14 protein-coding genes are annotated in these 14,897 nt (G+C 43.7%); 5 read left to right on the forward strand and 9 right to left on the reverse strand.

All coding sequences use genetic code 11. The features are described from left to right. Positions 1–143: 143 nt before the first annotated feature. From E8M12_RS02025 to E8M12_RS02035, 3 genes are all read left to right on the forward strand, one after another. The gene (locus tag E8M12_RS02025; protein WP_136734410.1) at positions 144–608 is read left to right on the forward strand and encodes a hypothetical protein; all 465 of its coding nucleotides are present in this window, start codon (positions 144–146) and stop codon (positions 606–608) included. 603 nt (positions 609–1,211) lie between these two features. After that, positions 1,212–2,093 carry a LysR substrate-binding domain-containing protein gene (locus E8M12_RS02030; RefSeq protein WP_136734411.1) on the forward strand — a complete coding sequence of 294 codons (882 nt, stop codon included), beginning with the start codon at positions 1,212–1,214 and terminating at the stop codon, positions 2,091–2,093. 688 nt (positions 2,094–2,781) lie between these two features. Beyond that, a complete protein-coding gene (locus tag E8M12_RS02035; RefSeq protein ID WP_136734412.1) occupies positions 2,782–3,303 on the forward strand; it encodes a hypothetical protein in 522 nt (173 codons plus the stop codon). 336 nt (positions 3,304–3,639) lie between these two features. Here the strand turns inward: E8M12_RS02035 and yacG are convergent, their stop codons facing one another. From yacG to E8M12_RS02080, 9 genes are all read right to left on the reverse strand, one after another. After that, complete coding sequence (gene yacG / locus E8M12_RS02040) at positions 3,640–3,876, reverse strand: DNA gyrase inhibitor YacG (RefSeq protein WP_136734413.1); 237 nt, start codon at positions 3,874–3,876, stop codon at positions 3,640–3,642. 80 nt (positions 3,877–3,956) lie between these two features. After that, positions 3,957–4,703, reverse strand: a complete 747-nt coding sequence (locus tag E8M12_RS02045; RefSeq protein ID WP_136734414.1) for a cell division protein ZapD — start codon at positions 4,701–4,703, stop codon at positions 3,957–3,959. Positions 4,704–5,293: 590 nt separating this feature from the next. Further along, positions 5,294–5,899: a dephospho-CoA kinase gene (gene coaE, locus E8M12_RS02050; protein WP_136734415.1), complete on the reverse strand. Its 606-nt coding sequence runs from the start codon at positions 5,897–5,899 to the stop codon at positions 5,294–5,296. A 264-nt stretch (positions 5,900–6,163) separates the two neighbouring features. After that, a complete protein-coding gene (locus E8M12_RS02055; protein WP_281277699.1) occupies positions 6,164–7,078 on the reverse strand; it encodes a prepilin peptidase in 915 nt (304 codons plus the stop codon). A 72-nt stretch (positions 7,079–7,150) separates the two neighbouring features. Next, positions 7,151–8,398, reverse strand: coding sequence for a type II secretion system F family protein (locus tag E8M12_RS02060; RefSeq protein ID WP_136734417.1), 1,248 nt, complete (start codon positions 8,396–8,398; stop codon positions 7,151–7,153). A 57-nt stretch (positions 8,399–8,455) separates the two neighbouring features. Next, complete coding sequence (gene pilB, locus E8M12_RS02065; RefSeq protein WP_136734558.1) at positions 8,456–10,153, reverse strand: type IV-A pilus assembly ATPase PilB; 1,698 nt, start codon at positions 10,151–10,153, stop codon at positions 8,456–8,458. An 89-nt stretch (positions 10,154–10,242) separates the two neighbouring features. Beyond that, positions 10,243–10,659, reverse strand: a complete 417-nt coding sequence (locus tag E8M12_RS02070; RefSeq protein WP_169303013.1) for a pilin — start codon at positions 10,657–10,659, stop codon at positions 10,243–10,245. A gap of 612 nt (positions 10,660–11,271) precedes the next feature. Then, positions 11,272–12,150: a carboxylating nicotinate-nucleotide diphosphorylase gene (gene nadC, locus E8M12_RS02075; protein WP_136734418.1), complete on the reverse strand. Its 879-nt coding sequence runs from the start codon at positions 12,148–12,150 to the stop codon at positions 11,272–11,274. 9 nt (positions 12,151–12,159) lie between these two features. Then, the gene (locus E8M12_RS02080) at positions 12,160–12,687 is read right to left on the reverse strand and encodes a retropepsin-like aspartic protease family protein (protein ID WP_136734419.1); all 528 of its coding nucleotides are present in this window, start codon (positions 12,685–12,687) and stop codon (positions 12,160–12,162) included. A 472-nt stretch (positions 12,688–13,159) separates the two neighbouring features. Between E8M12_RS02080 and ampD the strand changes: the two genes are divergently transcribed. Continuing rightward, entirely contained in the window at positions 13,160–13,789 is a 630-nt protein-coding gene (ampD, locus tag E8M12_RS02085) for a 1,6-anhydro-N-acetylmuramyl-L-alanine amidase AmpD (RefSeq protein ID WP_246033985.1), read from the forward strand. Between the two features lie 183 nt (positions 13,790–13,972). Beyond that, a complete protein-coding gene (gene ampE, locus E8M12_RS02090) occupies positions 13,973–14,818 on the forward strand; it encodes a regulatory signaling modulator protein AmpE (RefSeq protein WP_136734420.1) in 846 nt (281 codons plus the stop codon). The last annotated feature ends 79 nt before the right edge of the window (positions 14,819–14,897 follow it).

Consider the following 14,897-nt stretch of genomic DNA (forward strand, 5'->3'; position numbering starts at 1 on the left):
CCCAATTTTACTTGGTATTGGCAAAAGAATCGACCTTAGTGAATCGCAATTACATTGAAAATACAAAGAAAAACTTGTGTTGTTATTTTGTTCTGAGAAGATTGTAATGGTTACCAATAAGAAGAAAAGAAGAAAAAAAGTAGATGAAAAAAACAATAATTAAGGTGATGTTTCCCGCTTTAACTCTGTTTGTGGCTACTGCTTCGGCGGCTAATAATAGTTATCTTTGCCAGGTGGAACATAGTGCTGGTTTTCAATATCAACAAGAAACTAAAAGTTGGTCATCAAACGCTACGCATGAAGTGATTGAGGCCTATAAAATTCAGCCAAATTCCAGAGGTTCCAATATCGAGGAATATCCGTATGAATGGGTTCGGGTGACAGACGATTCATTTTTAGGTTTTTGCAGAGATTTTAATCTCGACGCCCGGATGCATTGTAAAGGCATAGGTAAGTTGGAGTTTCACAAAGACAGTAAACGATTTTTGTTTGTCAGCGATAAAGGCTATGTTGCTTACAATTCGCCGCGCCCAATTCATTATAAGGCCGATAGCACTAGCCCGGAGCCGATGATGGAAATAGGCCGATGCGAGCGAATGGAAGAATAAAGACGATGAAATCGAGGGTTTCAGGTTTCAGGTTTCAGGTTTCGGAGGGCGAACGGCCTTTGTTTTAAGCTACGAGCACGCTGCTTCTAGCACACGTTGTTCCGAGCACGCTGACAAATCAGCTCCTGGCACACTGCGTTCCTAGCATGCAAAATCATGGATTTTTCGCCTGGCAAAAACTAAAGAGCGAGATCCCGGTCGACACCGGGATGACAATGCTTTAAGGCTTTAGGTTTTTAGGGCTTTTGGATGTCACCCTTAGACAACTTTCGTCACCCTTCGACACCCGATAAACCTAGTAGTTTCGTCACCCTTCGACACCCAATAAACCTAGTAGTTTCGTCATACCCTGCCACGACAGGGTATCTTTGCTGAAAAAACACAGTAGTTCCAGCTTCGATGTTGGTTATAGCGCTAAACATAGGCCGTGTACCATCAGCGAAGCTTGCCTTGCACCTCTTTGGTGCGGTTGTTAGTTGTTGGTGCGTTGCTATCTGTTTTTATTACGAAAATTCAGGGCTGTAGCGTGTTTTTAACTTGGCGTGAGAATTGCTTTATAAATAATTCAATACCGCTGGATACCAATAACACTGATTTATTATTATGGCCGTTCAAACACCGATTCGTGGATTACGATCTTTCTGCATTGCCGCTAAATGCCTGAGTTTCAAGCATGCTGCCGGGCAACTTTTCCTCACCCCATCCGCAGTGAGTCATCAAATTAAGCAGTTGGAAGACCAACTGGGCACAGATTTATTTAAACGTCAGACCCGTGCAATTGAGTTGACCAATGCAGGTAAACAATTTTATAAGGCGGTACAGCCGATTATTACCGACTTAGAAACGACAATTTCCGACTTTACCAATAACCAGCAAAACAAAACCATTAGTGTCAGCCTACCGGAATTTTTTGCCAGTGAAATGTTCGTGCCCAGGTTAAGTGAATGGACCGATTTAAACCCGGACATCAACCTGCAACTGGAAACGGCAAAAGCTGGAGCAACCCCGGTTCGTGGCGACTTAAGCGTAGTTTTGGCAAATGGCAAACCCAATGGCAGTATCGTTACTGAGTTATTCCCTCTGCGTTATGTACCAGCGTGTAGTAAGCGCTTATATCGCAAGTATGCTCAGGATGGCTTTGAAGCACTCAAAAAAGTGCCCCTTATCCTGCATCAGTCAAGGCCCTGGTCATGGCATCAGTGGGCGGAACATGTGGGTGTTCATGATTTCGATCCAAAGCAGATCATTCAGTTTGATAGTATGTTTGGTCTGGCTCGTGCGGCGCAGCAGGGAATGGGTATTGCTCTGGTGCCCATGCCAATCAGCCAGAGCTGGTTCCAGGAACAACACCTGGTACGTTTGTTTGAACAGGAATTGGCAACGAATGACAGGTACTATTTACTGCAACATGAGAATATCGAAAACTCAGCAGAGCTGGAAACCTTTGCCAATTGGGTAAAAGCGGCGTTTGCAGATTGTGCCTGATATTCGCTCGCTTAATTGGCGAGCGAATAGCACACTGCGTTCCTAGCACGTTTCACTCCTAGCACACAGCCTAACCTGCTCCTGGTATGCAAAATTGAAAATTTTGCGCCTGGCTGCTGTTGTCTGACGCTTGTCAGTATCCAAACTCGCGTTGTAAACGCTCTCCAGTTTTGTCATACCCTGCCACGACAGGGTATCTCTGCAAAATAATTGAATAATTTAGGTACTGGATTCTGGCAACCGAGAAAAGAAGGTCGTCAACGAGCCTATATAACGGATTTAGTCAAACTAACTCTGTACTTAGATTGACTTTTTGCACGTTGCATATTCACGAAGCATTCAGGTCTAGTAAATATTAGCGTTCTAGGCGCGACTGATGTAGTCGCATGCCAGGAGTGGCGTTTTTTGCCTCGTGCTAGAAGCTAATGTTGTCTAACAGGCGCGACGCTTGTTGTCGCATGCTAGGAATGAACCTACGGTTCATGTGCTAGGCGAGGCGATTTTCGCCTCATGCTAGATGCCTTCTTAAAAACCAGCCATAAAGCGCAAAGTTCGCTTTATGGCGTGAAATAAATTCACGTCATATCTACAACATTTTTCGTTTGTCAGTCGGGCCAGGGATTCACTAAATTGTCAGTGTTGCCACAAGGTAACTTTGATGATGAAAACCAAACCGAGGAGAAACATCATGTCGACTAAAACAACCTATTTTTACAGATCTTTGCTTTTCTGTATTTTGGCCTGCTCGCATGGGGCTCGAGCTAATGAAAATGTGGAACTGGCGAAACTGGAAAAGCCATTCAAAGTAGCGGTAGTGAAAAATGCCCCTGGCAGTGATGCAATAATGTCCGGCGAGCTGGTTGAAGGTGCAAGTGAGTTAGCATCAGCGACCATGGATGCTGCAACCCAGTACGAAAAAGCCATGGGATTATGTGCCCTGAATATTAAAACCAAAGATTATGCAGCGGCGGACAGCGCCTGTAGCGATGCGATTCAAGCGTTGGCAGGTATTGAAAAGGACAGTGAAACGTTACGCTACCTGTCTGCCATGGCGTATAGTAACCGGGCGATTGTTCGGTATTTTATGAGCGATACTCTGGGAGCATACAGCGATTTAAACCGGGCATTGGAATTTAGCCAGGATGAAATCGTGATGGGTAATTTAACCCGTTTGAACGTGGCATACCTAAAGTCTCAGGTGAGTCCTTAACCCCGTCAACATAGTAATAACTAGCACGGGACCGTTTAACCCATGTTTAACTCACCAGGGTTAGCGGAGTAACATCAGGACAACAGGATAAAAAATATGTCACAGCAACAACGAAAGCGAATGGTTTAAACAGAATCATTCGCTTTTTTTCGTCGTTATAGACGGAAAAAAGCGAAAAGCTGAAAGCTACAAGCTGTAAGCCGCAAGTAACGTTTTTTGGTGATCCACCTTCCACCAGCGCAGCTTACCTCAAATATGCGACAGCGAGAGCATATTATCCACCAGCGCAGCATACCTCTTATAGCAAAATCAAAAGCGGTAACTTTTGATTTAAGCTCATTCTGGCTCCACAAAAAATTTATTATGCTGCAAAAACTCTTCTTCCAGAGCGTCGAGCATTTCTTCGCTTAACGGCTCGTTACTTTGCATCGGTTGGGAAATTTTGTGGTTTTCTTCGGCCCAGTCACCTAAATCAATCAACTGGCAGCGCTTAGAGCAAAATGGGCGATATTGGTTTTCAAGTTTCCACTCTACCTTGGCTTTGCAAGTAGGGCAGTCAACAACGGTTGGCATATTAAGCCTCCAACGGGAAATAGTCAGAGTCTATCGGAATTTTAATTGAAGGTTAAGCGTTAAGCAGATGAATAAGGTAATCAGCACTTGGCTAGCTTAAAGGACACTTTATCATTGATATACTGTTGACCTTTTTGTTCGCAAAGTTCCATAAAGCGAATCGAGTAACGAAAATGGTTGCCACTGACGCTTGGGAAGTAATCAACACCCTTGTTTAACTTGACGCGCAGCATAAGTAAGCCCTCACCGCTATCCTGGTAAAAGCTGTTGTTGGATTCAATATTTTCAAACTCTGCTTTCTGGCGGATAAACTTTAATACCAGGGTCAAAGCTCTTTCGAGGCTGTTAACTTCTACGAGCCAGCGATTAATGTCTTCGCGAACTATAATCGGTGGTTGATTAAACCAGAAGGTTAACGCCGGTAGGTCAAAACCAGAATAGGCGCTTTGTAGGGTGAAACGTTTCCGCAACCCATCCAGGAACTTATCTTTCTTTAACGCTGCCCATAATGGGCTTTTAGAGCGGAAAATGGTCGACAAGGATTTTGCTTTTTCAAGCACAGATTGCAACGCATTACCGTCCACTTCAGGTGATTTTCCCCAGTTGGTAAGATTGCGCTCGAGTTTTTCCAAATCTTTGATCAAATCACCACGAATATCATGACGGTCAAGAATATCGAGAATGGAAAAAAATGCATTGAAAAACAAAGGATAGCTATGCACAAAACTGTCGCCAAGTGAGCTTTGGATTTGCTCAAAGAGTTGCTCAAGTTTTAAATAGTTACGAACCCTTTCATTTAAAGGGTGCTCGTACAATATCTCAGACATATGGTGCTTGTTCTTATTATTTTTCACGCAATCTGGGGGAAAAGCGGAACTTAAGTTTTTAATTTTTCGCAGTTTTCCAATATGGAATAAACTAACGCTTTTAGTAACTTAACAAGTTTTTAAGAAAGGGGATAGGAAAAATTTCAAAAATACTTCAGATTTGTGAAATTCTGAAGTATTTTGAAATTTTTAGGTCTCAGGTTTCAGGTTTCAGGACTCGGAGGGCGAACGGCTTTCACTTTAAGCTACTAGCACGCTGACAAGTCAGCTCCTAGCACACTTCGTTCCTAGCACGCAGCCAAGGCTGCTCCTAGCATGCAAAATCAAAGATTGTGCGCCTAGCGTTTTTTTGTCTATGCTAGCCGCTCCTCTATACACAGGTTGTAAGCGATCACTATTTTTGTCATACCCTGCTACGACAGGGTATCTATGCAAAGTTACTGAGAAAGAGTTCCCTATTTACGTGAGGATGAGTGAATTCTTGTTTCAAGCACCCACCGACGATAGTCTCCACCGAAAATACGACAACGAGAGTATTTTATCCCTCAGCGTAGCTTACCTCTTTAAACAGTGACAAGGCGTTAGCTTTGTCACTTAGCTATTAGCTTTAGAAAATGCCGATGCAACTGCTCTACCTTCAATGGCAGTTGCTCTTGTTCACCGGTAGTATTTTCAATGACGAAATCCGCATGTTTCAAACGCTCCTGTCGCGATACTTGTGAGGCCATGATGGCTTCAACTTGTGCCTGGGTGTTTTCATCGCGGGTCATGGTACGTTTAATTTGCTCTTGTTCTGGAATATCGACCACTAAAACTTTATCGACGGTTTGAAAAAGACTATTTTCAATCAGCAGTGGGGCGACTAACAGGCAATAAGGGCTTTTCGCCTGCTGACATTGAGTTATCATTTCTTCGCGAATGAGCGGGTGGAGTAGGGTATTTAACCACTGTTTAGCTTCGGGCTCCTGAAATACCTTGTGTCGCAACTTAGTACGGTTCAGCTCTCCATTTGGTAAGAGGTAATCCTCACCAAAATGCAGTTGTATTTGCTGTAAGGCGGGAGCGCCTTTGGCTACAACCTGGCGAGCGACAATATCCGCATCAATGATATCGATATCGTATTGTTTAAACAGATTGGCGACGGTGGTCTTTCCGGAACCGATCCCGCCGGTTAAGCCAATGATAAGGTTTGACAAAGTGAATGTCCGAATGCGTGTGATGGGAGAGTTATAGCGTAAAAAGCGTAAAGAGTGCAAGTGCCTGCACTAGCACTCTTTAGCTACTAGCACGCCTACGTAACGGCTCCTGGCACACGCAGTTCCTAGCACACAAAATCAGAGATTTTGCTCCTAGTTAAAACCGCTTTTGCCAGGCGCGACACTCGTTGTCGCATGCTAGGAATGGACCTTTGGTTCATGTGCTAGGAGAGGCGTTGCAGGCCTCGTGCTAGAAGCTAATGTTTATGCTAGCAGGCCTAAATACCATTGCCATATCCCTTCTCCCCACAACGCCGTAATCCAACCGGCAATGGCTAAATACGGGCCAAATGGAATGGGTTTCGAGCCCTCATGGTTACGAAGTACCATTAAGCTAATGCCGATAATCGCGCCAACAAAGGAAGCCATTAAGATTAGTAGCGGTAGTAACTGCCAGCCGAACCAGGCGCCGAAAACTGCGAACAATTTAAAGTCGCCGTAACCCATCCCTTCTTTGCCGGTGACAAGCTTAAATAGCCAGAATACTGTGTACAAACTCATGTAGCCGGCAACTGCCCCGATGACTGCGGTTTCGATACTGACAAACATACCATTCAGATTTAATAACAAACCAATCCAAACCAAGGGTAGGGTCATTTGATCCGGCAAAATCATTTTGTCGAAATCAATCATAGTAAGAGCCACCAGGCACCAGGTCAGCAATAGCATGGCAACCGTCACCCAGGTCACGCCATAATGGCTGGCGATCGCCACTGATAATAAACCGGTTACTAATTCTATGGCAGGGTAACGGATTGAAATTGGCTCTTTACAGGATGAACACTTGCCTCTTAAAAGCAACCAGCTAATAACAGGTATATTTTCCCAGGCTTTAATTTTATGACCACAATTAGGACAAGAGGATGCAGGTTTTGATAAAGACAAAATGCCAGATTTTTCTGCTTCAATTCGCGAAGCTTTTAGCGCTTTACTGCCTTTTTCATTAAGCTCCTGGCTAAGAAGTTCACGGCATTCACAATACCATTCCTGTTCCAGCATTTTCGGTAGTCGATATATAACCACATTTAAAAAGCTGCCAATCACCAGGCCGAGAATGAATACGGTTGAAAAATAAAACAGCGGAGACTGTTCAAACAGGGAGGTTAGATCGGAAAACAAAATACATTCCTTGTTAAAAGAACAGGGTAAGCGTGTTGCTTACCCTGGTAACTGAAATAAATAGATTGGACGTTATACAACCATACCGATTTGGAAAATTGGTAGGTACATTGCAATAATCAAACCACCAATCACTACCCCTAAGACGGCCATGATCATTGGCTCAAGAAGTGCAGTCAGGCCATCTACCGCGTCATCAACTTCTTGCTCATAAACAGTAGCAACTTTCGCTAGCATATCATCAAGAGCACCAGATTCTTCACCAATGCTGACCATTTGAATGACCATGTCAGGGAAAACATTAACATTGCGCATCGCTAAGTTCATCTGCATACCTGCGGACACTTCGGTACGAATTTCCTGGATGGCATCACGATATACGGCATTGCCTGCTGCACCCGAAGCAGAATCAAGAGCATCAATCAAAGGAACGCCTGCAGCAAATGTTGTCGAGAGAGTACGTGCGAAACGCGCAACTGCTGCTTTATCTAAAATCATACCAATTACGGGGATTCTTAATATTGCATGGTCTACTTTGTCTCTGAAATCCTGACTCTTTAAGTGCATCTGTTTAAAGACGTAACCAATGGCAAATAACCCAGCGAGCACAAAGTACCAGGAAGCGACCATAATATCGGAAATTCCTACTACGAATAATGTAAAAGCAGGTAACTCGGCATCGAAACTAGCAAAAATATCTACGAAAGTAGGAACAACCTTAATGAGTAGAATTGAAGTCACTATTGCAGCGACAACGATTACCGCAATTGGGTATGTCATTGCTTTCTTTATCTTAGATTTTAACGCTTCGGCTTTTTCTTTATAAAGTGCGATTCGATCATAGATAGTTTCTAACGCACCGGATTGCTCTCCGGACTCGACTAAGTCACAATATAAGTCGTCGAAATATTGTGGATGCTCACGTAGGGCATCGGACAATGGAATACCTGCTTGTACTTTAGCGCCAATTTCCCCTAAAAGAGTTCTCATTCTCGGCTTTTCATTTCCTTTTCCGATCATCTCTATCGACTGAACCAGAGGAACACCAGCGGCTAACATCGTTGCTAGTTGCCTGGTAACTACAGCAATATCTTTAGGGGTGATTTTTTTATCACCCCCACCAATGCCAAATAACGGCTTCGGCTTTTTCTTGTGTTTTAGCGGTGTGACGCCTTGCGCGCGCAATTGAGCTTTTAATTCGCCGATATTGGCGGCAGAAAGCTCACCTTTAATTTTTTTACCCTTGCGGTTTACCCCTTCCCAGATGAAGGTATCCAGCTCTTTAACTTTTGGTGCTTTCTTTGCTGCAGTAACTGCCATGATTTTTACCTGTTATTCTATTTATTCAGGGGGCAATAATATCTATATTCTCTAATTTTAAGCCGTAACACGAGTTACTTCTGCCAGGCTAGTTACACCAGCTTTGGCCTTTAACAACGCAGATTGGCGCAGGTTATTGTATCCTTCTTTCTGAGCTTGGGTCGCAATCTGTAATGAGTTTCCGCCCTGCATAATAATCTCAGCAGTTTCTTCTGAAATCTTCATCACTTCATAAATACCGACCCGGCCCTTGTATCCAGCGGTGCACTCGTCGCATCCGACTGGTTTGTAAATGGTCAGGTCTTTTAATTCGTCTGGTTTAAAACCTATTTCCAATAGCGCTTCATCGGTAACCTGATCTACTTCTTTACAATGACTGCATAATCGTCGGGCAAGTCGTTGGGCAATTATCAGGCTCACTGAACTTGCTACGTTATACGACGGAACGCCCATATTCAATAAGCGAGTCAATGTTTCTGCGGCCGAGTTTGTATGAAGAGTCGATAATACCAAATGACCCGTTTGTGCTGCTTTAATGGCAATCTCCGCAGTTTCCAAATCCCGGATCTCACCAACCATGACGATATCCGGATCCTGACGTAGGAAAGATTTCAGAGCTTCCGCAAACGTCAAACCAGCTTTGTTATTGATTTGGACCTGGTTTACCCCTTCGAGGTTTATCTCAACCGGATCCTCTGCGGTTGAAATATTACGCTCTTCGGTATTAAGAATATTGAGGCCGGTATAAAGAGATACGGTTTTACCAGAACCGGTTGGACCGGTTACCAGGATCATCCCCTGTGGCTTAGCCAGGGCTTCCATATACATGGCTTTCTGTTCTTCTTCGTAACCCAGGATATCAATACCTAACTTGGCACTCGAAGAGTCAAGAATACGCATTACTACCTTTTCCCCCCACATGGTAGGCAGGGTGGAAACACGGAAATCGATGGCCTTATTTTTGGTGATATTAAGCTTGATACGACCATCCTGAGGTACACGGCGCTCGGCAATATCCAGCTTTGACATGACCTTCAAGCGGGCTGTTAACCGGCTGGCCAGGCCAACAGGTGGGCTAGCGACTTCCTGTAAAACACCATCAATCCGAAAACGTATTCGAAATTTCTTTTCAAAGGGCTCGAAATGTAAATCGGATGCTCCTTTTTTAATAGAGTCGAGCAGAATTTTGTTGATATAAACAACGATCGGTGCGTCATTTTCGCCGCCGGATTCATCATCCTTATGCTCAGTCTCGGCAACGTCAATTCCACTTAACTCTTCAGAGTCAAGCTCTGTTATCTCAAGGGCTTCGGCTTCATTATCTAAATAAGATTCTATTTGTTTTTGTAAACTGTCTCTGTCAACAAGAATAAACTCAGTAGTGTAGCCAGTATTAAACTGAAATTCTTCTAAGGCATCATGATTAGTGGGATCGGACACGGCAATGTGTAATACGCCTGCGCGAAGATAGACAGGTAGCGCCTGATGTTTCTCAACCAGTTTTTGATTTCTCAAACCTTCAGGAAAGTTATCGAATTCGAAGGCTTTTAAATCTACCAATGGGTAGCCATAACTTTTTGATAAAGTTTTTGCTATGGTTAGTGAGTCTATTTTTAATTCATTAGCGATATAATCTAAAACAGACAGTTTTGACTGCTGACAAGCTTTAAATATTTCTGTAGCTTGTTGTTGGTTGATTAATTCGCTTCTAACAAATTTTGATAATAAATTTGATTGACGATGAAGTCCTTTCATAGCATTCATTTCATATAGCCTTTTTTGACAGTGTACCTAAAAAAAGCCATAAAAAAAGCCCCAAATGGGGCTTTTTTCTTACTTAACTATTAACAGAAGTCTGCGTTAGCGCATGTCTCTGTCCAAGCAGTGATTTGCTCACCAGCAGCACCGGTCGCTTGAGTTGGAGATAACGTATAAGTATCACCAGCAACAATACCTTTAAATGCATTTGGAGTTACTAGAATAACACCGTCAGTAACGCCTACAGAAGCTACTGCTTGAGATGCTTGAGAACCAGGAATACCATTGGTACCTAGGTCACAGTCAGCAATTGCGTTAGTAAGTGAGCACACTTCAATTGCTGCTTTATATGGCGTAGTAGCAAGAATTACTTCAGAGTATGCAGCTTTCTTGGTGTAGTTTTGGTATGCAGGCAGAGCAACTGCAGCAAGAATACCGATAATCGCAACAACGATCATCAATTCGATTAAGGTAAAACCTTTGTTGTTTTTCATAGTTTTCATGTTAAACATCCATTAACGTTATTGTTATGTTTAGGGGGCCTTTTCTAATATGCTTCAAAAAAAAATCTCTGTAAAACACTTTTTAACAAAAAATTAGCTTTTTCAGGAAAAACCGGTTTAAGTGCTGAAAAAATCGCCGAGTTTCACTTTCTGATAAATAAGCTCTAATCAAAAATTGTTCATTATTAATTAGTTAGGTAACAAATATTAACATTTGATGAAAGTTTAATTGCACAAAGATGCAAGGAGGGATTGGCGATGACAGCGTAGGACAAAGGGGAGCCGGAGGCGATTGGAAGGTGAGGACTTCGTCGTTGCTATGGGTAAGTTAATACTATGATGACCCAAGGGCTGACTAGTCAGTCATATTGAGGAAAGTGAGCTATTGTTCTTTGCTGACGTACTTGAGATACCCTGTCGTAGCAGGGTATGACGAAACCAGGGGGGTGTTTGTGCTTAAAATTACAGGCCTTAGCAATCCCTTCTAGGCGCAAAATCTTCGATTTTGCATGCTAGGAACGATTTCTAATCGTGTGACAGGAGCGAACTTGTTCGTGTGCTAGTAGCTTTAAGTTCTGAAACCTGAGACCGGAAACCTCAATGCGCTTTGTCTTAAACAAAGCGCATTGATAGGTCGACCGCTCTTACATGCTTCGTCAATGCACCAACAGAGATAAAGTCAACGCCGGCTTTGGCGTATTCTTTCAATGTTTCCAGGGTCATATTACCGGACACTTCTAATTTCGCTCTGCCGTTATTAATCGCTACTGCCTGTTCAATCATCTCGGTGGTGAAGTTATCTAGCATGATGATATCGGCACCGGCGTCTATGCCTTCGCTCAGCTCATCAAGGTTCTCGACTTCTACTTCGACGGTTTTACCCGGGAAGTTTTGTTTCGCGGTAGTAATTGCCTGGGCAATGCCGCCACAGGCGTTCACATGATTTTCTTTAATTAAAAAAGCATCGAATAAGCCGATGCGGTGGTTATGACCGCCGCCGCAGGTGACGGCATATTTTTGCGCGCTGCGCATGCCGGGAATGGTTTTGCGGGTATCCAACAATCGGGTATTCGTACCCTCTAGTTCTCTAACATAGCGGGCGGTAATGGTTGCGGTGCCACTAAGAGATTGCAAAAAGTTAAGGGCGGTGCGCTCGCCGGTTAGCAACAACCTGGCATTACCTTTGATTTCGCATAAGGTATTGTTGGCTTTGACTGACTGACCGTCATTAACAAACCAGGTAATTTCGGTTTTTTGGTCAGTGCTGCTTGTAGCATCTAGTTGCTTAAAGACTTCATTAACCCAGGCGACCCCTGCAATGACGCAGTCTTCTCTACTTATAATAGTGGCTACGGCATTGGCATCGGCAGGAATCAAACTAGCGGTGATATCCTGGTCGGCACTTGCCTGACCGTTAAGCTGCTCAGAAAGATCTTCAGACAGTGCAGAAGTTACGCTGTACTGAATATCGTTGGATAAATGGTCCTGCATATATGTCACTTAGTAGTTGCCGGGTACGGTCAGGTGTAAGTATTTACCTTTTTGGCTAAACTCGAGCTGCTTTAATGCGCTCATGCCGAGTAATATTTCCTGCCCCGTCATCCCAGGGTTAATATTGGCGCGCACATTATATAGGTTAATATTGCCGATACTCAACTCATCGATGGTTGTTGCGTAAACCATGACTGAGCCATTGGCCGTTTGTACCCGATGACTGCCTTGTCTTTCCAAACCGTACTTGTCGGCTATCTCCATTGGAATGGATACGCTGGTTGCACCGGTGTCGAGCATGAATAATGCGTTTTCCTGATTGATAAAACCCGCAGTGACATAATGGCCATAGCGATTACGTTCTAAAACCACTTGCTGCTGGCCACTGGTATTAACCGCGACTTTAGGTTGTTGGTTTGGATTCCAATCAGCGTCCAGTTTTGTCTGGAAAAACCATACCAACAGTAACAGACCTATTATCCAGGCAACCCAGGTCATTGCTTTACCGATTTTTTGACTGTCATCCTTTTCCTGCATCGTGCGCTCCAGCATACTTACCCAACTTTGATTATTATACGCTACCAGAACCCGTTGAGATTCGAAATTGAAATTACAATAACTGCTATGGAATTCTTGGACAGCCAATAGCAGGTCACCAGCTACTTTCAGCTTACAGCTTTATTCTTAAAGCTTTTGGCTTACCGCTTACAGCTACTTTAACGCGTCATACCGGGGTACGACTTTAGGGATATAGGAGGTAGAGCAATGCAGGGAGCAATTGCCGAGCCCGGTATCTCGCTTTTTCAGATTCCGGAGCGGAGTCCGGAATGACGAGGGAGGTAATGCTTAGGCGAGAAGCCTATGTACCTAAACCAACCCGCTACCCGGAGTGAAATTAAAAATTTCACGTACCCGGGCCTGAATTTATTCAGCGTATTCGTGACTTTTAAATTCAGCGTACTCGCCACCCATTGATTAAATCGTTATTATGCTGACAGGATGTCGACAAATGAATTTCGAAAATCTCAGGCTAATGACAAGTATCTATACAATAAAGAATGGCTGGTTAAAGCAAGCCGAAACCAATTTAACTTACGAACGAAGTTCTCCCATCTCATATTGTCCTTCACCATATTGTGATGATAGGGGGTGTTCCGATATCTGCTTGCTGGTGGTCCACAATATTTCCCTTCCACCGGGGCAATTTGGAGGTCCTTATATCGACCAACTTTTCACCGGTTGTCTGGATCCTAATGAACATGAATACTTTCAGGAAATTCATCAACTGAAAGTATCTGCCCATTGCCTGGTGAAGCGCGATGGTCAGGTGGTGCAATATGTACCTTTTGATAAGCGTGCCTGGCATGCCGGTGTATCCGAATTTCACGGGCGCACAAAATGTAATGATTTTTCGATTGGTATCGAATTAGAGGGCTGTGATGATTTGCCTTATACCATGCAGCAATACCAACAGCTTGTTTATATTAGCCAGGCCATTAAAGCAGAGTATCCGGAGATCAACGATAATAGCATCACAGGCCACAGTGATATTGCTCCGGGCCGGAAAACCGATCCGGGAGAGTATTTTGATTGGAAATATTACAAAGCGAAACTAAAGCAGGTGGAAGAGGGCTGTTAAGGTGGAAGTCTGAGGTGGAAGGTGGAAGATTGCTTGCTCCCGGGTTGTATGAGGCGAAATGCTTACTGGTTTTTGTAAGCTCAGGTTAATAACCGCAATTGTTTCTGGTAATCCTGTCATTCTGCTTGTAGAATTTTTGTTAAATACGATGATAATAACATCACTATAATAGTTGGGTTTTCAATGACTTTAATAAGTTTGCTTATTGCCCTGGCGGCCGAACGAATCTTACTTTCCCGGTATTGGCAGTTTAATTTTTACTATGGCCAATATGTCGGTTTTGCCCGTGGGTTTGTCTCCAAAGGCGAAATAAGCCGCAATATCATTAACCTCGTAGCCTTTGCCTTACTACCGGCTTCAATACTCTCAATAATTCTCTGGCTATTTGATCACACTCTGATTGATTTTGTTGTGGTAACCCTGGTGCTTATTGTATGTATTGGTAGCCAGAGGATTCGTGACAGCTACAAGAATTACCTTAACGCGGCAATGCGCGGTGATCAGGAAGCGGTGGTGCTGCATCAGGATGAATTGCAACAGGGCCAACAGTTTGAAGGAGAAAGCTTTGGTCAGACCCTGGTATGGATGAACTACCAATATTACATGGCGTTAATGTTAATTTTCATCTTCTTTGGTATTTTCGGCGTTGTTTTTTACCGTATCCTGGTAGCCGTCGCCAATCAAAGTGGTGAGCACGATGGTGAAAGTTTCCTGCCAGAAGCGGCTGCCGACCATGCCAGAAAACTCCTGTTTTATATTGATATTATTCCAACGCGGGCAGTCGCATTCGGCTATATGCTGGTTGGTCACTTCTCAAAGGCTTCAACCTTGTGGCTCGAAGGAATGCTGAACTTTAAACAAAGCCCACGCCAGTACCTTTGTGAAGTTGCTGAAATTGCCGAAGATTACCAAATCGATGATGAGGACTGCACCGCAGAACCATGCCTATTAGTTCGCCTGGCAAAACGTAATGTCCTGCTGTTACTGGCCGCCACCGCGTTTATGACCATTGCGGGCGTGGCGAACTAGCCAGGAAAACGAAACGCCTAAAACATTGTCATCCCGGCGAAGGCCGGGATCTCGCTTTTTAAATTTTAACAGGTGCAAT

Origin of the sequence: Thalassotalea mangrovi (assembly GCF_005116735.1) — a bacterium.
GTDB classification, from domain to species: Bacteria; Pseudomonadota; Gammaproteobacteria; order Enterobacterales; family Alteromonadaceae; genus Thalassotalea_A; species Thalassotalea_A mangrovi.

Coding starts and splice junctions, on each gene's coding strand:
- E8M12_RS02045 (WP_136734414.1), bottom strand. CDS start 4,703: ATGTCTGAGATATTGTACGAGCACCCTTTAAATGAAAGGGTTCGTAAC.
- E8M12_RS02025 (WP_136734410.1), top strand. CDS start 144: ATGAAAAAAACAATAATTAAGGTGATGTTTCCCGCTTTAACTCTGTTT.
- pilB (WP_136734558.1), bottom strand. CDS start 10,153: ATGAAAGGACTTCATCGTCAATCAAATTTATTATCAAAATTTGTTAGA.
- ampD (WP_246033985.1), top strand. CDS start 13,160: ATGAATTTCGAAAATCTCAGGCTAATGACAAGTATCTATACAATAAAG.
- E8M12_RS02070 (WP_169303013.1), bottom strand. CDS start 10,659: ATGAAAACTATGAAAAACAACAAAGGTTTTACCTTAATCGAATTGATG.
- ampE (WP_136734420.1), top strand. CDS start 13,973: ATGACTTTAATAAGTTTGCTTATTGCCCTGGCGGCCGAACGAATCTTA.
- E8M12_RS02035 (WP_136734412.1), top strand. CDS start 2,782: ATGTCGACTAAAACAACCTATTTTTACAGATCTTTGCTTTTCTGTATT.
- yacG (WP_136734413.1), bottom strand. CDS start 3,876: ATGCCAACCGTTGTTGACTGCCCTACTTGCAAAGCCAAGGTAGAGTGG.
- E8M12_RS02030 (WP_136734411.1), top strand. CDS start 1,212: ATGGCCGTTCAAACACCGATTCGTGGATTACGATCTTTCTGCATTGCC.
- E8M12_RS02080 (WP_136734419.1), bottom strand. CDS start 12,687: ATGCAGGAAAAGGATGACAGTCAAAAAATCGGTAAAGCAATGACCTGG.
- nadC (WP_136734418.1), bottom strand. CDS start 12,150: ATGCAGGACCATTTATCCAACGATATTCAGTACAGCGTAACTTCTGCA.
- E8M12_RS02060 (WP_136734417.1), bottom strand. CDS start 8,398: ATGGCAGTTACTGCAGCAAAGAAAGCACCAAAAGTTAAAGAGCTGGAT.